Below are 16,690 nucleotides of genomic sequence, written 5' to 3'. Positions count from 1 at the left end.
GCGTCTCGACCGGCCCTCGGCTCGACCGGCCCTCAGGAGGCGGCGGGGCCCGCCTGCGCCCGCCCGGCCGCGGACTCGGCTTCGGCCCGCTCCGCCGCGTGCCGCTTGAGGGCGGCGTCGCGGCCCCGGACGTACCAGAGGCCGATGAGGCCGAGCACGCCGCCGGCCGCGCAGCACCAGACCCACCACAGCAGGTCCCGGTCGGCGAACCACCCGTAGAAGGGGAGCTGGACGACGAAGAGGGCGAACCAGAGGATCGTGCCGCCGGTGACCGTCGCGACGACCGGGCCCTCAAGGGGCTCGGGCGCCTCGTGCTTCGCAGTCCATTTCGCCATGAGTCCAAGTCTAGGGGGCCCCGAACGGGGTCTACGCGCGGAGATGGACGCCCCTTCGTTCATGTGTTCATACTGAAACGGTTTGGGCCAGGCCCCATTTCATCGTATGAACCACCCAATGAGGACCGCATGAGCACGTCGGCCCCCGCCCCCGCGTCCACCGCCCCGGAGCCTTCCCCGCAGGGATCCTCCTCCGGACTGGACCGCTACTTCAAGATCTCCGAGCGCGGCTCGACCATCGGCCGCGAAGTGCGCGGCGGCTTCGCCACCTTCTTCGCGATGGCCTACATCATCGTGCTGAACCCGATCATCCTGGGCAGCGCGAAGGACATGTACGGGCACCAGCTCGACGGCGGCCAGCTCGTCACCGCCACCGTGCTGACGGCGGCCTTCACCACCCTCCTCATGGGCGTGATCGGCAACGTCCCGATCGCGCTCGCGGCCGGCCTCGGCGTCAACACCGTGGTCGCGCTCCAGCTCGCCCCGCGCATGAGCTGGCCCGACGCCATGGGCATGGTGGTCCTGGCCGGCTTCGTCGTGATGCTGCTGGTCGCCACCGGACTGCGCGAGCGGGTCATGAACGCCGTCCCGGTCGGCCTGCGCAAGGGCATCGCCATCGGCATCGGCCTGTTCATCATGCTGATCGGCCTGGTCGACTCCGGCTTCGTCTCGCGCATCCCGGACGCCGCGCACACCACGGTGCCGCTCCAGCTCGGCGCCAACGGCCACCTGCACGGCTGGCCCGTACTGATCTTCGTCGTCGGCGTGCTGCTGACCCTGGCGCTGCTGATCCGCAAGACGCCCGGCGCGATCCTGATCTCGATCGTCGCCATGACCGTCGTCGCGGTGGTCGTCCAGCTGGTCGTCGAGCTGCCCGACTCGGGCTGGGGACTGACCGTCCCCGAGTGGCCGGGCAACCCGGTGGCGGCGCCCGACTTCGGGCTCGTCGGCCAGGTCAGCCTCTTCGGCGGCTTCGGCAAGGTCGGACTGCTGACGGGCGTCCTCTTCGTCTTCACCGTGCTGCTGTCCTGCTTCTTCGACGCCATGGGCACGATCCTCGGCGTCGGCGACGAGGCGAAGCTGATCGACAAGGAGACCGGCGAGTTCCCCGGGATCAACCGGGTCCTGCTCGTGGACGGCCTGGCCGTCGCCTCGGGCGGCGCGACCTCCTCCTCGGCCACCACCTGCTTCGTGGAGTCCACGGCCGGTGTCGGCGAGGGTGCCCGTACGGGCCTGGCGAACGTCGTGACCGGCGGCCTCTTCGCCGTGGCGCTGTTCCTCACCCCGCTCGCGACCATGGTCCCGTCCCAGGCGGCCACCCCCGCCCTGGTGGCGGTCGGCTTCCTGATCCTGGCGGGCTCGGTCAAGGACATCGACTGGAGCGACTTCACCATCGCCGTCCCGGCCTTCCTGGCCATGGTGATGATGCCCTTCACGTACTCGATCACCAACGGCATCGGCATCGGCTTCGTGAGCTTCTGCGTCCTGCGGCTGGCGACCGGCCGGGGCCGCGAGGTCCCGGTGGCCATGTACGTCGTGTCGGCGGTGTTCGTCTTCTACTACGCGATGCCGGCCCTCGGCCTCACGTAAGGCACGTCAGGCTCACGTCAGCCCGTAGAACTTCTCCGTCTCGTCGACGGCCGCCTTGAAGCGCTCGTCGAAGTCGTCGCGAATGAGCGTCCGGACCACATAGTCCTGGACGCTCATTCCGCGTTTGGCGGCATGAGTCCGGAGCCTGTCGAGGAGCTCCCCGTCTATGCGCATGCTCAGCACATGTGTCCCCATGCCGAAAGGGTCGGGGCACAGGGCATGGACGCGTGTCACTTTCCGGAGCCGACTCACCCGTACGAGTGACGTGAAATAAGTGGTGTTCCTTAGGTAGAGTAATGAGTTACTCTAAAGAACATGCACGACCTTTCCCATGGCATCGACGCCGCCGCCGTGAACGACCTCCGCTCCGCCGTCATGCGGCTGGGCCGGCGACTCAAGCACCAGCGCGTGGACGAGTCGCTGAGCCCGACCGAGATGTCGGTGCTCGGCACGCTCGCCCGCTGCGGCCAGGCCACCCCCGGTGAGCTGGCGCGACGCGAGCACGTACAGCCGCCGTCGATGACACGCATCGTCGCGCTGCTGGAGGCCAAGGGACTGGTACGGCTGGAGCCGCACCCCGACGACCGCCGCCAGAAGGTGGTCAGCCAGACCGAGGAGGCCGAAGCGATGCTCGAAGAGAGCCGTCGCAAGCGCAACGCCTTCCTGGCCGGGCTCGCGGCCGAGCTGACCGAGGACGAATGGGCCAAGCTGCGCGAAGCCGCACCCGTCCTGGAGAAGCTCGCCCACCTCTGACCACGACGCCAGGAGGCGAACGCTTTTGAGTACGGGAACCGGAGCAGACTCCGCACCCGGCCATACATCCACCACCTACAGCACCGCGGGCAAGAAGAACTCGATGTTCAGCTCGCTGAAGATCCGTAACTACCGGCTCTTCGCCACGGGACAGGTCGTCTCGAACACCGGCACCTGGATGCAGCGCATCGCCCAGGACTGGCTCGTCCTCTCCCTCACCGGCTCCGCCTCGGCCGTCGGCATCACCATCGCCCTGCAGTTCCTGCCGATGCTGATGTTCGGACTCTACGGCGGCGTACTCGCCGACCGGCTGCCCAAGCGGCCACTGCTGATCGTCACCCAGAGCGCCATGGGCCTCACCGGTGTCGCACTCGCGGTACTCACCCTCGCCGGACACGTCCAGGTCTGGCACGTCTACCTGGCCGCCTTCGTGCTCGGCCTGGTCACGGTCGTCGACAACCCGGCCCGCCAGACCTTCGTCTCCGAGATGGTCGGCAAGGACCAGGTCGCCAACGCCGTCAGCCTGAACTCGGCCAACTTCCAGTCCGCGCGGCTGGTCGGCCCGGCGATCGCCGGTGTGCTGATCACCGCCGTCGGCTCCGGCTGGGCCTTCCTGCTGAACGGACTGTCCTTCGCCGCACCCATCGCCGGCCTGCTGATGATGCGCACGGCCGAGCTGCACCCGGTCGAGGTCCAGCCCCGGGCCAAGGGACAGCTGCGGGAGGGCCTGCGCTACGTCGCCGGGCGCCCCGAGCTGATCTGGCCGATCGTGCTGGTCGGCTTCATCGGCACCTTCGGATTCAACTTCCCGATCTGGCTGTCGGCCTTCGTCAGCGACGTCTTCCACGGCGACGCGGGCACGTACGGGCTGTTCAACACCCTGATCGCGGCCGGCTCCCTCGCGGGCGCCCTGCTCGCGGCCCGGCGCGGCCTCTCGCGGCTGCGGCTGCTGGTCGCCGCGGCGGTGCTGTTCTCCGTCCTGCTGCTGGTGACGGCGTTCGCGCCCGGGTTCTGGCTGTTCGCCGCGCTGCTGGTGCCGATCGGGGTCTTCGGCCTGACGGTCAACGTCACCGCCAACTCCAGCGTCCAGATGGCCACCGACCCCGAGATGCGGGGCCGGGTCATGGCGCTGTTCATGATGGTGTTCACCGGCGGCACTCCGCTGGGTGCTCCGCTGGTCGGCTGGATCACGGACACCTACGGCGCGCGGATCGGCATGGTCGCGGGCGGGCTCGTCTCCCTGGCCGCCTCGGTCGCGATCGGCGTGGCCCTGGCCCGCGTGGGCAACCTGCGGCTGCGGGTCGGCCGCCACGGCGTGGCCTTCGTCCCCGCCGCCCGCGGGGCCCTGGTGCAGGCGGCCTGACGCGCCGGGTCCGGGCGCAGGCACCGCAGCGGGGCCGCGCCCGGACCCCGTACGCTCAGCCGCATGAGGCTGTTCGCCGCGGTGCTGCCGCCGCAAGGAGCAATCGCCGAGCTGGCGCAAGCCGTACGGCCCCTGCGCGACGACCACCTCCGGTGGACCGGGGAAGCGGGCTGGCACTTCACGCTCGCCTTCATGGGCGAGGTCGAGGAGCGGCTGCTCCCCGACCTCCACGCCCGCCTCGCCCGCGCGGCGGCCCGTACCGAGCCCTTCGCTCTGCGCCTGCACGGCGCCGGCCACTTCGGCCGCCGCGCGCTGTGGGCCGGCGCCGCCGGGGACCTCGACGCGATGCGGATGCTGGCCGAGCGCGCCGACGCCGCCGCGCGCCGGGCCGGCGTGGCGATGGACCAGCACCGCCGGTACACCCCGCACCTCACGCTCGCCCGGTCCCGCGAGGACACCGACCTCGCTCCGTACCTCGCCGGGCTCGGCTCCTTCGAGGGCACCGCCTGGCAGGTCACCGAGCTCGGCCTGGTCCGCAGCAACCTCCCGACCTCCGGCGTCCCCGGGGAGCAGCCCCGCTACGAGGTCGTCGAAGCCTGGCCACTGGGCCGCTGACGGCCCCTGTGTACGGGTGCCGGGCCCGGCCGCGTTAGGCTCGACGGGTGGATCCCAAGACCAGAAACCGTGTGATGGCCGGTGTGCTCGTGCTGATGTTCGTAGTCGTCGCCGTGGCGGCCGCCGTCGGGCAGTAACCGCGAGGGCTCTTGCTTGGAGTGGGCTCGAAGCAGTTGGCTTGGGGCCCATGAAGTACACGCAGCTCGGACGCACCGGACTCAAGGTCAGCCGACTCGTCCTCGGCACGATGAACTTCGGTCCGCAGACAGACGAACCGACCAGTCATTCGATCATGGACGCCGCGCTCGGCGCGGGGCTGAACTTCTTCGACACTGCCAACGTGTACGGGTGGGGTGAGAACAAGGGCCGCACCGAGGAGATCATCGGCACCTGGTTCGCCCAGGGCGGTGGCAGGCGGGAGAAGACGGTCCTCGCCACGAAGGTCTACGGCTCCATGTCACGCGAGGGTGACACCTGGCCCAACGAGGACCGGCTCTCGGCGCTGAACATCCGCCGGGCCGTCGAGGCCAGCCTGAAGCGGCTCCAGACCGACCACATCGACCTGTACCAGTTCCACCACATCGACCGCCGGACCCCCTTCGAGGAGATCTGGCAGGCGATCGACGTACTGATCCAGCAGGGCAAGATCCTCTACGCGGGCTCCTCCAACTTCCCCGGCTACAAGATCGCCCAGGCGAACGAGACCGCCGCCCGGCGCGGGACGGTCGGCCTGGTCAGCGAGCAGTGCCTGTACAACCTCGCCGAGCGCCGCGCCGAGATGGAGGTCATCCCGGCCGCCCAGGAGTACGGCCTCGGGGTCATCCCCTGGTCCCCGCTGCACGGCGGGCTGCTCGGCGGCGTGATCAAGAAGGAGGTCGAGGGCGGGCGCCGCGCCTCCGGCCGCTCCGCGGACGCGCTGGCCAACACCGCGGTACGGGCGCAGGTGCAGGCGTACGAGGACCTGCTCGACAAGCACGGCCTGGAGCCCGGCGAGACGGCCCTGGCGTGGCTGCTGACCCGGCCCGGGGTCACCGGCCCCATCGTCGGCCCGCGCACGGGCGAGCAGCTCGACGGCGCCCTGCGCGCCCTCGAACTGGACCTCGGCGAGGAGCTGTTGACCGCGCTGGACGAGATCTTCCCCGGTCCGGGAGCATCCCCCGAGGCCTTCGCCTGGTAGGCGCGGCCTACCGCGCGGGGCGGTAGGGGCCGCCGATCCCCCACGCCTGGTGCAGCACCGCCGCGAACTCGCCGGCGAGGCGGTGCTCGCCGGAGGCGTTGGGGTGCGTGCCGTCGTAGGTGTCGTGGTGGATCTCGTACGAGGCCGGGCGCGCGGCCAGCAGGACGGGCGAGGCGGGCGTCGACAGGTCGGCGACCGCCTTCGCCAGCAGCTCGTTGAAGAGTGCGACCTGCGCCGCGAAGGGCGCGTCGGACTCGGCGCGCACGTTCGGGATCACCGGGAGCAGCACCATCCGGATGTCGGGGCGGGCCTCGCGCGCGGCGGCGATGAACCGGCGGGCGTTGGCGGCCGTTTCGTCGGCGGCGGTGTAGAAGCCGAGGTCGATCAGGCCGAGGGAGACGAGCAGTACGTCGGCCTCGGCGGCTGCGACGGCGGGGCCGATCAGGGGCGCCATGTGCTGCCAGCCCTCGCCCCAGCCGGCGAGGTGGCGGCGGGCCGGCTCCGGGAAGGCCGGGTCGGCGTACTCGTGGCTGCTCGGCGTGTCCGCGGCGGTGTCGTAGAGCTCGCAGCGCGGGCCGACGATCTTGAACGGGCCGTCGAAGGCCGTGGTGAGGTGCTGCCACATCCGGTAGCGCCAGGTGTAGTCGCCGGCGCGTCCGATGGTCATGGAGTCGCCGACGAACATGAAACGCATCCGGACATCATCGCGGATCACGCGACAGGAACCCCTGTGATGCCGGACACGCGGGGCGGGCTGGCAGGCTTGGGGCATGCGCCTGCTGCCGTCGAGTGCCCTCCGTACCGCCGCCCTCCGTACCGCCGTCGTCCTGACCGCCGCCCTGCCCGTCGCCCTTGCCGTGGTGTCGAGTTCGGGGGTGGCGGCCGCCGCCGGGTCCCCCGGCGCCTCGGGGTTCACCATCACCGATCCGCGGATCAAGGAGTCGAGCGGGCTCGCGGCGAGCCGGATCCACCCCGGCGTGTACTGGACGCACAACGACAGCGACGACGGCCCGTACCTGTACGCGGTGGACTCGGCGACCGGAAAGACGGTGGCGCGGGTGACGATGACCGGGACCGGCAAGCCCCGGGACGTCGAGGCGATCTCGCTGGGACCGGACGGGCATCTCTACGTCGGGGACATCGGCGACAACCTGGGCGGGACCTGGGACCACGTGTGGATCTACCGCCTCCCGGAGCCGAAGGAGTTGCGGGATGTCACCGTCAAGGCCGAGCAGTTCACGGTGAAGTACGCGGACGGGGCCCGCAACGCGGAGGCCCTGATGGTGCATCCGGTGACGGGCCGGGTCTACATCGCGAGCAAGAGCGAGGACAAGGGCGGGCTGTACGAGGGCCCGCAGCAGCTGTCCACGTCCGGTACGAACACCTTCCGGCGGATCGCCGACGTCCCGTGGGTCACCGACGGCGCCTTCTCCCCGGACGGCGGGCGCCTCGCCCTGCGGGGGTACCTCTTCGCGAAGACCTACCCGTGGAAGGACGGCCGGCCGGACGGGCCGGGCGAGGCGGTGGGTGCGCCGTGGCAGGGGCAGGCGGAGTCGGTGACGTACACGGCGGACGGGTCGACGCTGATGTTCGGCGCGGAGGGCGCGGAGAGCCGGGTCGTGGCGGTCCCGGTGAGGGCGGCGGCGAAGTCCTCCGCGACCCCGGGGACCCCGCCCCCGGGCGGCGGCCCGGCCGCGCCCGGCTCCACGAGCGGCGCGGGTTCCGCGGACGAGGGCAGCTTCACGAAGGGCGCACTGGTGCTGGCGGGCGCGACGGTGCTGGTCGTGGGCGCCAAGCGGCTCTTCCGCCGCACCCCGAAGCCGTAACCCGCCCGGCGACGCAACGGGTCCCGGGCCCCGCCGGCCAGACGGGACTTTGACGACACGACCTAGGCGCGGTACTCGTCCTCGTCGAGGCGGTACTCCTCGCCGTCCGCGTGGTAGCCGTACAGCTCCCCGTACCGCCCCCAGTCGGTCGCCGTCTCCAGCTGCCGCTCCAGCTGCTCGCTCGTGTAGTGGTGCGAGAGCAGGTCCCGGAAGAACCCGGCGCGCTGCGTGCCGCCCCGCGAGCGCTCCAGGGTGGTGCGGATGAGGTGGACCAGCGGGACCTCCCGCGCCCCTTCCGCGAACAGCTCCTTCGACTCCTGTACGTCGGCCCCCGCGAAGGCGGCGCCGCGCGGGGTCAGCACCAGGTGCAGGTCCCGCACCTCGGCCAGCCCCAGCAGCTCCAGCCCGTCCACCAGCGGCAGTACGTCGTCCACCTCCAGGCCCAGCTCCTCGGCCAGGTCCACGAGGTCCTCGCTGTCCTCGCCCCGCTGGAGGACGATCTCGGCGAGGCCCGCCATGCCGTCGACGCTGGCCGCCGGGAGGGGCGTGTTCGCCGGGGTGCGCTTCACCGGCGGGGCGGCCGCCGGGGCCTTGGCGCTGCGGCCGGTCATCACCGCGTACACGGCGTCGACGATGGTCCCGAACTCGGCGCCCGTGCGGTCCCGGGGGCGGGCGAGGCCGACCTCGAAGGTCTCCTTGATGGTTCCGTAGGGGCGCGAGCCCAGGACCACGACCCGGTCGGCCATCAGCACCGCCTCCTCGATGTTGTGGGTGACCAGCACCACGGCCTTGGCGGGGAATCGGTCCGAGGCCCACAGCTCCATCAGTTCGCCGCGCAGGTTCTCCGCCGTCAGCACGTCCAGCGCCGAGAACGGCTCGTCCATCATCAGCACGTCGGGCTCCACGACCAGCGCGCGGGCGAAGCCGACACGCTGGCGCATGCCGCCGCTGAGCTCCTTGGGGTACGCCGACTCGAAGCCGTCGAGGCCGATCAGGTCGATGGCGGCCACCGCCTGCCGGGCCCGTGCCTCGCGGTCCACGCCCTTGGCCTCCAGGCCCAGTTCCACGTTCTGCTGCACCGTCAGCCAGGGCAGCAGCGCGAAGGTCTGGAAGACCATGGCCGTGCCCGGATTGGCGCCGCGCAGCTCCTCGCCGCGGTAGGTGACCGAGCCCGAGCTGGTGGGGATCAGGCCCGCCAGGCAGCGCAGCAGGGTGGACTTCCCGCTGCCGGACTTGCCGAGCAGGGCCACGATCTCGCCCTCGTGGATCTCCAGGTCGATGCCGCCGAGGACGGGCAGCTCGCCGTCGGCGCCGGCGTAGGACTTGGTGAGGGCGGCGGCCTTGAGGATCGTCGTCACGGGCTGGTTCCCCATATCGGTTCTCACATCGAGTAGCGGCGGTCCGCGAGCCGGTAGAGCGGGCGCCAGAAGAGCCGGTTGAGGCCGACGACGTACAGGCTCATCACGGCGATCCCGGCGATGAGCCGGGGGAAGTTCCCGTCCTCGGTGGCGTGGAAGATGTAGGCGCCGAGGCCGGTCGCGGTCAGGGTGGATCCGGCGAAGGTGACCACCTCGCCGACGATGGAGGCGTTCCAGGCGCCGCCCGAGGCGGTGATGCCGCCGGTGACGTACGAGGGGAAGACGGCGGGGACGATCAGGCGCTTCCAGCGCTGGAGGCCGCGGACGCCGAGGTCGTCCATGGCCTCCTTGAGGTCGGAGGGGATGGACATGGCGCCGGCGATGGCGTTGAAGAGGATGTACCACTGCGCGCCGAGGGCCATCAGCAGGACACAGCCGATGTTGATGTCGAGGCCGGTCCTGAGGAAGAACCAGACGGCCACCGGGAAGAGCAGGTTGGCGGGGAAGCTGGCCAGCACCTGTACGAGCGGCTGGGCGATCTTCGTGAGGCGCGGCGAGGAGCCGATCCACACCCCGACGGGCACCCAGACGACGGTCGCGACGGCCACCAGCACGATCACCCGGACGAAGGTGATCAGCCCGAGCAGCAGCGGCTCCCCGAAGACCCCGAGCCCGGTCTCGCGCTGGAGGTAGCGCAGCAGGTCGTACAGCCCGAGGAGGATCACGGCGCCGGCGACGACCGCGAAGGCGATGTCGCCGGTGCGGCGGCGTACGGGGTCCACGGACAGCGGCCGGTCGTCGCGGCCCAGGACGCGGGCGGCGCGGCCGGTGGCCTCGCGGGCGGGGCCGGTGGCGCGGCCCAGGAGCGCGGGCCAGTGGGAGCGCCGCAGGAAGTCCAGTACGTAGCTGCGCTGGACGTCGGTGGACTCGGACTGCTCGTTCTTGAACTTCTCGGCCCAGGCGGTGAGGGGGCGCCAGAAGAGGAAGTTGACGGTGACGATGGTGAGGGTCATCGCGAGGATGACCCAGCCGACCTTGGCGAGGTCGCCCTCGCCGATGGCGGTGCCGGCGTAGGAGCCGAGGCCGGGTACGGCGTAGTCGTGGCCGGAGACGCTGACGGCCTCGGAGGCGACGAGCATGAACCAGCCGCCGGCGAAGCTCATCATGCCGTTCCAGACGAGGTCGATGACCCCGGCGGGGACCTCGATGCGCCAGAAGCGCATCCAGCGGGTGAAGCCGAACGAGCGGGAGACCTCGTCGAGTTCGCGGGGCAGCGAGGTGAGGGTGGCGTAGAACCCGAAGGTCATGTTCCACGCCTGGGAGGTGAAGATGGCGAAGATCACGGCGCATTCCAGGCCGAGCAGGGAGCCGGGGAACAGCGCGACGAAGAAGGTCACGAGAACGGAGAGGAAACCCAGGACGGGCACGGACTGCAGGATGTCCAGGGCCGGGATGAGGATGCGCTCCAGCCTTCGGCTGCGGGCGGCGGCGTAGGCGTACGCGAAGGTGAACACCACGGACGCGGCGAGCGCGATGAACATCCGCAGGACGCTGCGGGCGGCGTAGTACGGGAGCTTCGCCGGGTCGGTGTCGACGTCGGGGACGTCGGCCGGGTCGAAGTTGACGGTGGTGCCCTTGCCGACCTGGAGGAACAGGTAGAAGAGCACCAGCACGGCGGCGGCCACGGCGAAGTCCACCCAGGACAGCCGGCCGCTCGCCGGCGCGGCCTGGCCTGTGTGGGGGGTGGTGTCCGGGCCCGGTGCGGTCTTCATCCGCTCCAGCGGATCACGCGGCCGCGCCGCCCGCTCCCGGGGTCACCCAACCGGGGTCGGGCCGCGCCGCGTCAGCTGTGGCCGAGGTCCGCCTCGGAGAGGTCTTCCGCGGGGACCGAGCCCGTGTCGGGGGTGGGCCGCAGGGGGAACTCGTCCGAGGCCATCGAGTCCAGCACCGGCGGCGCCGGCCTCGGCGGCTTCGGCATGACCGCGGCCTCCGAGTGCCCGCCGCACCCGTACGACAGCGAGACCAGGTGCCCGTCGGCGGGGCCGAACTCGTTCGCGCAGACGCCGAAGGCCTGACCCAGCGAGCCGCCGATCGCGACGAGGAAGCCGCAGGATACGCAGGAAGCCGGCGCCGCCTGCGCCATCGGGGTCTTCGCGCCGAAGGACTCGTCCCAGCGGTCGGCCGCGCTGTGCAGCCCGTAGCGGGACAGGACCCGCGCCCGGCGCATGCCGAGCTCCTCCGCGACCGCGGTGATGGAACCGCGCACCGGGACCACCGCGCGGTCGGTCACGTCCGCGTCCTCGGCCTCGACCAGTTCGGCCATCTCGGGGGACACGACCGAGTTCGGCGGCGGCGCGTCCTCGCCCGACCAGCCCGGCTCCAGCCGCAGGTCCTCGGCGTCGGTGGGCAGCAGGTCGCCCGGGCCCATGTCGCCCGGCCGCAGCCGCTCGCTCCACGGCACCCACTCGGGGGCCAGCAGCGCGTCCTCGCCCGGGAGCAGCACCGTTTCGTCGAGGGTGACGTTCTTCGCCCGGGAGGCGCGCGTCACGGTCACGGCCCAGCGCCAGCCGCGGTAGCCGGGGTCCTTGCACTCGAAGAAGTGCGTGACGACCCGGTCGCCCTCGGAGACGGCCGAGACGTGCTCGCCCACCACTCCGGGAGCGGCGGCTTCCTCGGCCGCCGCGCGGGCGAGGTCTACCGCCTCGGCGCACAGGCGGTCGGGGGTACGGCTTCGCGTCGTCGCAGCACTCACAGGTCTCGTTCTCTCCTACGCCGTCTCACGAGTGCGCCGTCCGTACTGTCGTCCACAACGACCCGTCGGTCCTGTCCGTACGAGGCGCGGGCGGAGCGGACCAGAGGGCCGCGTCGACGTCCGCACCCGATCGGCCTCGGGCGCACCTACCTGCGATCCATTCTGCGGGATCGCGAAGAGGCGCGCGGCCAAGAGCAACCGTCGGTGGCGCGCTAGGCACGCTACCTCCTCCGGCGCCTTCGGCCCACATGCAAGGTCCGATTCGCGGACATGCAGATCGGCCGGAGCCCGGCCGCGGGCCGATCGGTCACGCACCGGTGACGCGCCGGAGAGGCTCCACGGGGGCCGAGTGGGGCACTATGGCCAGGTGGCACCCGTACGGTCGTCCGATGACGGCTCGGGACCGGCCAGGCGGGCCGGCCGGGCCGTCGGGCGTGCCCTGCACCTGCCGATCACCGGTACGGCGCGCGGGATCCGGCGAGCCACGCATGCGCACGGGGCCGGCGAATCGGGCCTCGGCAAGCTGATCGAGCTGCACGCCATCAACGGCGCGGGCGACGTGATGATCACGGTCGCGCTCGCCTCGACGGTGTTCTTCTCGGTGCCCACGGACGAGGCACGCGGCCGGGTGGCCCTGTACCTGGCGATCACGATGGCCCCCTTCACCCTGTTGGCCCCGGTGATCGGACCGCTCCTGGACCGGCTCCCGCACGGCCGGCGCGCCGCGATGGCCGGTGCGATGCTGACGCGCGCACTGCTGGCCGTGATGATGTCGGGCGCGGTCGCGACGGGCGGCCTGGAGCTCTATCCGGCGGCGCTGGGCGTCCTGGTCGCCTCGAAGGCCTACGGCGTCGTACGCAGCGCCGTGGTCCCGAGGCTGCTGCCGCCGAAGTTCTCACTCGTCAAGGCGAACTCCCGGGTCACCTTGGCGGGCCTGCTCGCCACGGGCGCCGCCGCGCCGCTGGGGGCCGCGCTGCACGCGATCGGACCGCAGTGGCCGCTGTACGGGGCGTGCGCGATCTTCATCTGCGGCACCTTCGCGGCCTTCACGCTCCCGCACAAGGTGGACGAGGCCAAGGGCGAGCGCCGGGCCCGCCTGTCGACCCACGAGGCGCACTCCAAGAGGCCAGGGCTGCGCACGGTCAGCCCGTCGGTGCTGTGCGGGCTGCTGGCCAACGCGTCGATGCGCGGACTGTCCGGGTTCCTGATCTTCTTCCTGGCCTTCCTGCTGCGCGAGCACCCGCTCGCCGGGCAGAGCGCGGCCGTCTCCCTGGGCATCGTGGGCGTCTCCGCGGGCATCGGGAACGCCTGCGGCACGGCGGTGGGCGCCTGGCTCCGGGCCCGCGCGCCCGAGGCGATCATCGCCGCCGTGCTGTGCCTGACCCTGGGCGTGGCGATCGTGGCGGCCGTGTTCTTCAGCGGGGTGTTCATGGCCTTCCTCGGCGCGACGGCCGGCTTCTGCCAGGCGCTCGCGAAGCTGTCGCTGGACGCGATGATCCAGCGCGACGTGCCCGAGGCCGTGCGCACCTCGGCCTTCGCCCGCTCGGAGACCCTGCTCCAGGTGGCGTGGGTACTGGGCGGCGCGATCGGCATCGCGCTTCCGCTGAACGGGTCCCTGGGCATGGGCGTCGCGGCCGCGGTGGTCGCCCTGGGCGCCACCATGGCGGTGCGCGGCCTCCTCGCCTCCCCCCGCCACCACCAGCACCCCTCCTCCCGCCCGCGGGTGGCGTGAGCGCACGCCCCGCGGGGCCCAGCCGCGTGGATCCGGCCCTGCCGGCCGTCGAGGCACGCCAGCCGGACCCCGTGCAGCGGCGCGGCCCAGCGGCCAGATAGCCTTCGGCTCATGACCGCACCGCTTTTCTCGGGTAGGGCCCGCCGCAGCGTCGCGGCCCTCGGAGCCGTTTCCGCCGGCCTCCTCCTCCTCTCCGCCTGCGACAAGCCGACACCGCTGGCGACCGTGACGGTCGGCACGTCGTCGGTGTCCGCCGAGGCCGCCTGCCACGACGCCGTGGAACTCTCCTCGGACAAGGTCCAGGAGTGCCTCACGAACAGCAAGGACGCCAAGACCGTCGAGTACGGCCGCGGCGACACCCTGCGCCTCGGTGTCGAGCCCGACGTCGTCGAGGACGGCAAGAAGTGGCAGGCGGTCCTGGACGGCCAGCCGATCACCGAGCCCTCCGCGAACACCTACCGCAGCTTCCCGGGCGCCGACATCTTCGCGACCGGCGGCCAGGGCGAGGCCCCGGCCTCCAAGAAGCTGCACATCGTCGAACTCGCCGCCGACGGCAAGCCGCTCGCCGTCTGGGCCTTCAACATCAAGCTCAAGTAGTCACGTACCCACGGTGCGCGCGCTCATTGTGACCGCGGTGACGGCGGAGGCCGACTCCGTCGTGGCCGGTCTGACCCCTCATCCGGACACCCCCGGCCCTGAGCCGCGCGCCCTGCCCGGTGGCTACCTCGTCCGCCGCCGGGACCTGCCCGGGATCGCCCTCGACGTCCTCGTCGGGGGCGTCGGGCCGGCAGCCGCGGCCGCCGCTGCCGCCACCGCCCTGGCGCTCGCCGACTACGGCCTCGTCGTCTCCGCCGGCATCGGCGGCGGGTTCGCGCCCGCCGCCCCCACCGGTTCGCTCGTGGTCGCCGACGCGATCGTCGCCGCCGACCTGGGCGCCGACACGCAGGACGGGTTCCTCTCCGTGGACGCGCTCGGCTTCGGCCGCAGCGTGCACCTGCCGCCCGCCGAGCTCGCCGCCCGCGCCGCCGAGGCGACCGGGGCGCTGCTCGCGCCCGTGCTCACCGTCTCCACCGTCACCGGCACCGCCGCGCGCGCCGCCGGGCTCGCCGCCCTGCACCCGCTCGCGGGGGCCGAGGCGATGGAGGGCTTCGGGGTCGCGGAGGCCGCGGCCGCGCACGGGCTGCCCGTACTGGAGATCCGCGCCGTGTCCAACGCCGTCGGCCCGCGCGACCGTGACGCCTGGCGCATCGGGGACGCCCTGGCCGCGCTGGCCGAGGGGTTCCGCGTACTGGGCCCCGTACTCGCCCACTGGGGAGGACAGCATGAGCAGCACCGCAAGTGAACCGCTCCACCCGCACAGCCCGCTCGGCCCGCTCCGCATCGCCTATTCGCCGTGTCCCAACGACACCTTCGTCTTCGACGCCTGGGCGCACGGCCGGATCCCCGGCGCGCCCGCCCTCGACGTCACCTTCGCCGACATCGACATCACCAACGGCATGGCCGAGCGCGGCGAGTGGGACGTGCTGAAGGTGTCGTACGCCGTCCTGCCCTGGGTGCTGGAGGAGTACGCGCTGCTGCCCTGCGGCGGGGCCCTGGGGCGCGGCTGCGGGCCGCTGGTGCTGACGCGCGAGCCGGGCGTCGACCTGGCCGGCAGGACCGTCGCCGTGCCGAGCGAACGCTCCACCGCCTACCTGCTGTTCCGGCTGTGGGCCGCGGACGTGCTGCCCGCCGGTGTCGGCAAGGTGGTCGTGCTGCCGTTCAACGAGATCATGCCCGCCGTGCGCGACGGCCGGGTGGACGCCGGACTCGTCATCCACGAGGCCCGGTTCACCTACCAGGACTACGGGCTGCACTGCCTGGCCGACATGGGCGAGCACTGGGAGGGCACCACCGGACTGCCGATCCCGCTCGGCGCGATCATCGCCAAGCGCTCGCTGGGCTCCGACACGCTGCGCGCGCTGGCCGAGTCCGCCCGTACGTCGGTCCGGATGGCCTGGGACGACCCGGAGGCCTCGCGCCCGTACGTCCGGGCCCACGCGCAGGAGCTGGACCCGGCCGTCGCCGACCAGCACATCGGGCTCTACGTCAACGAGTTCACCGCCGACCTCGGCGACGCGGGCTACGCGGCCGTCCGCGGGCTGCTGACGCGGGCCGCCGCAGAGGGGCTTGTTCCGGCCATCGGACCGGACGCGCTGGCCTTCCCGTAGCCCCCGCGGCCGCAACGACCGTGCCCCGCCGACTCGTTCGAGCGGCGGGGCACGGTGCGCACGGAAGGGTCAGACGTCGAGCTGGTCGGCCACCGCGCGCAGCAGCCCGGCGATCTTCGCGCCGTGCACCTTGTCGGGGTAGCGGCCGCGCTCCAGCATCGGGGTGATGTTCTCCAGCAGGGTCGTGAGGTCCTGCACGATCGAGGCGAGTTCGTCCGGCTTGCGCCGCTGTGCGGCCGCGACCGAGGGCGTCGGGTCCAGCACCGTCACCGAAAGCGCCTGGTCACCGCGCTGCCCGGCCACTACGCCGAACTCGACGCGCTGGCCCGGCTTGAGGGCGTCCACCCCGTCGGGGAGCACCGAAGAGTGGACGAAGACGTCGCCGCCGTCGTCACGGGAGAGGAAGCCGAAGCCCTTCTCGCTGTTGAACCACTTGACCTTGCCGGTAGGCACGTCCGTCCTCTGTCCTTGTGCTCGTCGGGTCCGGGGCCGTCACAAACGGCTCCGGATAGCAGTACAGCGGGTCACTGACCCGCCACCTCCAGGCTAGTGCTCCGTGAACGAGTGACAAGACGTTCCCCGGTCCTTCCCGGTGGACCGCTTCGGCCAGGGAACTACCCTGGTGGCGTGACTGTTACTCCTCAGCCCGAGCACGCCGACGACGCGCGCCCCGGTGACGCGCTGGTCAAGGCGGGCGGCATCGTCTTCATCGTCGGCGCCGCGGCCACGCTCGCCACGATGGCCCCGCTGTTCCTGGACACCGACCCGTTCCCGTCGTACGCGTGGGCCGTGTGCATGCTCATGGGCGTCGGCTTCGCCATCTCCGCCGCGGGCGTGCTGCGCTCGGCCGCGGCCCAGCGCCGGGCCGCCCGCGCCTCCCAGGCGTAGGGGGGGGGGGGGGGGGGGGGGGGGGGGGGGGGGGGGGGGGGGGGGGGGGGGGGGGGGGGGGGGGCGTGGGGGGGGGAGAGGCAGAACAAAAAGG

At 72.2% G+C, this 16,690-nt stretch carries 18 protein-coding genes; 11 read left to right on the top strand and 7 right to left on the bottom strand.

Translation table 11 applies throughout. The annotated features are described in order from the left end of the window. Window positions 1-32: 32 nt before the first annotated feature. Window positions 33-335 carry a DUF2530 domain-containing protein gene (locus tag ACZ7GJ_RS07555; protein ID WP_470750215.1) on the bottom strand — a complete coding sequence of 101 codons (303 nt, stop codon included), beginning with the start codon at window positions 333-335 and terminating at the stop codon, window positions 33-35. A gap of 129 nt (window positions 336-464) precedes the next feature. Between ACZ7GJ_RS07555 and ACZ7GJ_RS07550 the strand changes: the two genes are divergently transcribed. Continuing rightward, the gene (locus ACZ7GJ_RS07550; protein ID WP_470750214.1) at window positions 465-1,925 is read left to right on the top strand and encodes an NCS2 family permease; all 1,461 of its coding nucleotides are present in this window, start codon (window positions 465-467) and stop codon (window positions 1,923-1,925) included. A 12-nt stretch (window positions 1,926-1,937) separates the two neighbouring features. Here the strand turns inward: ACZ7GJ_RS07550 and ACZ7GJ_RS07545 are convergent, their stop codons facing one another. Further along, window positions 1,938-2,120, bottom strand: coding sequence for a hypothetical protein (locus tag ACZ7GJ_RS07545; RefSeq protein ID WP_030156886.1), 183 nt, complete (start codon window positions 2,118-2,120; stop codon window positions 1,938-1,940). 120 nt (window positions 2,121-2,240) lie between these two features. On the opposite strand from ACZ7GJ_RS07545, the gene ACZ7GJ_RS07540 reads away from it, so the two are divergent. From ACZ7GJ_RS07540 to ACZ7GJ_RS07525, 4 genes are all read left to right on the top strand, one after another. Then, window positions 2,241-2,678 (top strand): MarR family winged helix-turn-helix transcriptional regulator, encoded by a 438-nt coding sequence (locus ACZ7GJ_RS07540; RefSeq protein ID WP_470750213.1) that lies wholly within the window; start codon window positions 2,241-2,243, stop codon window positions 2,676-2,678. Between the two features lie 25 nt (window positions 2,679-2,703). Beyond that, a complete protein-coding gene (locus ACZ7GJ_RS07535) occupies window positions 2,704-4,041 on the top strand; it encodes an MFS transporter (protein ID WP_470750212.1) in 1,338 nt (445 codons plus the stop codon). Window positions 4,042-4,104: 63 nt separating this feature from the next. Then, a complete protein-coding gene (thpR, locus tag ACZ7GJ_RS07530; RefSeq protein ID WP_470750211.1) occupies window positions 4,105-4,656 on the top strand; it encodes an RNA 2',3'-cyclic phosphodiesterase in 552 nt (183 codons plus the stop codon). Window positions 4,657-4,843: 187 nt separating this feature from the next. After that, window positions 4,844-5,833, top strand: a complete 990-nt coding sequence (locus ACZ7GJ_RS07525) for an aldo/keto reductase (RefSeq protein ID WP_470750210.1) — start codon at window positions 4,844-4,846, stop codon at window positions 5,831-5,833. A 7-nt stretch (window positions 5,834-5,840) separates the two neighbouring features. On the opposite strand, the gene ACZ7GJ_RS07520 is transcribed toward ACZ7GJ_RS07525, so the two are convergent. Further along, window positions 5,841-6,527 (bottom strand): GDSL-type esterase/lipase family protein, encoded by a 687-nt coding sequence (locus ACZ7GJ_RS07520; RefSeq protein WP_470750209.1) that lies wholly within the window; start codon window positions 6,525-6,527, stop codon window positions 5,841-5,843. A 76-nt stretch (window positions 6,528-6,603) separates the two neighbouring features. Here ACZ7GJ_RS07520 and ACZ7GJ_RS07515 point away from each other — a divergent pair, with 76 nt between their 5' ends. Then, complete coding sequence (locus ACZ7GJ_RS07515) at window positions 6,604-7,659, top strand: YncE family protein (RefSeq protein ID WP_470750208.1); 1,056 nt, start codon at window positions 6,604-6,606, stop codon at window positions 7,657-7,659. A 62-nt stretch (window positions 7,660-7,721) separates the two neighbouring features. On the opposite strand, the gene ACZ7GJ_RS07510 is transcribed toward ACZ7GJ_RS07515, so the two are convergent. The 3 genes from ACZ7GJ_RS07510 to ACZ7GJ_RS07500 all read right to left on the bottom strand — a co-directional run bounded on the left by ACZ7GJ_RS07510 (window position 7,722) and on the right by ACZ7GJ_RS07500 (window position 11,769). Beyond that, a complete protein-coding gene (locus ACZ7GJ_RS07510) occupies window positions 7,722-9,032 on the bottom strand; it encodes an ABC transporter ATP-binding protein (RefSeq protein ID WP_470750207.1) in 1,311 nt (436 codons plus the stop codon). An 8-nt stretch (window positions 9,033-9,040) separates the two neighbouring features. Beyond that, a complete protein-coding gene (locus ACZ7GJ_RS07505; protein ID WP_470750206.1) occupies window positions 9,041-10,789 on the bottom strand; it encodes an ABC transporter permease in 1,749 nt (582 codons plus the stop codon). A gap of 71 nt (window positions 10,790-10,860) precedes the next feature. After that, a complete protein-coding gene (locus ACZ7GJ_RS07500; protein WP_470750205.1) occupies window positions 10,861-11,769 on the bottom strand; it encodes a DUF3027 domain-containing protein in 909 nt (302 codons plus the stop codon). A 562-nt stretch (window positions 11,770-12,331) separates the two neighbouring features. Between ACZ7GJ_RS07500 and ACZ7GJ_RS07495 the strand changes: the two genes are divergently transcribed. The 4 genes from ACZ7GJ_RS07495 to ACZ7GJ_RS07480 all read left to right on the top strand — a co-directional run bounded on the left by ACZ7GJ_RS07495 (window position 12,332) and on the right by ACZ7GJ_RS07480 (window position 15,708). Further along, on the top strand, window positions 12,332-13,501 hold the full coding sequence (locus ACZ7GJ_RS07495) for an MFS transporter (protein ID WP_470750340.1): 1,170 nt from the start codon (window positions 12,332-12,334) through the stop codon (window positions 13,499-13,501). A gap of 111 nt (window positions 13,502-13,612) precedes the next feature. After that, window positions 13,613-14,098, top strand: coding sequence for a DUF2771 domain-containing protein (locus ACZ7GJ_RS07490; protein ID WP_470750204.1), 486 nt, complete (start codon window positions 13,613-13,615; stop codon window positions 14,096-14,098). A 13-nt stretch (window positions 14,099-14,111) separates the two neighbouring features. Beyond that, window positions 14,112-14,843 carry a futalosine hydrolase gene (locus ACZ7GJ_RS07485; RefSeq protein ID WP_470750203.1) on the top strand — a complete coding sequence of 244 codons (732 nt, stop codon included), beginning with the start codon at window positions 14,112-14,114 and terminating at the stop codon, window positions 14,841-14,843. Beyond that, window positions 14,824-15,708 (top strand): 1,4-dihydroxy-6-naphthoate synthase, encoded by an 885-nt coding sequence (locus tag ACZ7GJ_RS07480; protein ID WP_470750202.1) that lies wholly within the window; start codon window positions 14,824-14,826, stop codon window positions 15,706-15,708. The genes ACZ7GJ_RS07485 and ACZ7GJ_RS07480 overlap by 20 nt, the downstream gene beginning before the upstream one ends. 69 nt (window positions 15,709-15,777) lie before the next feature. On the opposite strand, the gene ACZ7GJ_RS07475 is transcribed toward ACZ7GJ_RS07480, so the two are convergent. Continuing rightward, entirely contained in the window at window positions 15,778-16,161 is a 384-nt protein-coding gene (locus ACZ7GJ_RS07475; protein ID WP_329824936.1) for a cold-shock protein, read from the bottom strand. Between the two features lie 174 nt (window positions 16,162-16,335). On the opposite strand from ACZ7GJ_RS07475, the gene ACZ7GJ_RS07470 reads away from it, so the two are divergent. Further along, window positions 16,336-16,596, top strand: coding sequence for a hypothetical protein (locus tag ACZ7GJ_RS07470; RefSeq protein ID WP_365925293.1), 261 nt, complete (start codon window positions 16,336-16,338; stop codon window positions 16,594-16,596). Window positions 16,597-16,690 lie beyond the last annotated feature (94 nt).

This window comes from Streptomyces sp. NPDC037242 (assembly GCF_055604165.1).
This window is presented reverse-complemented; position numbering and strand designations above follow the sequence as displayed.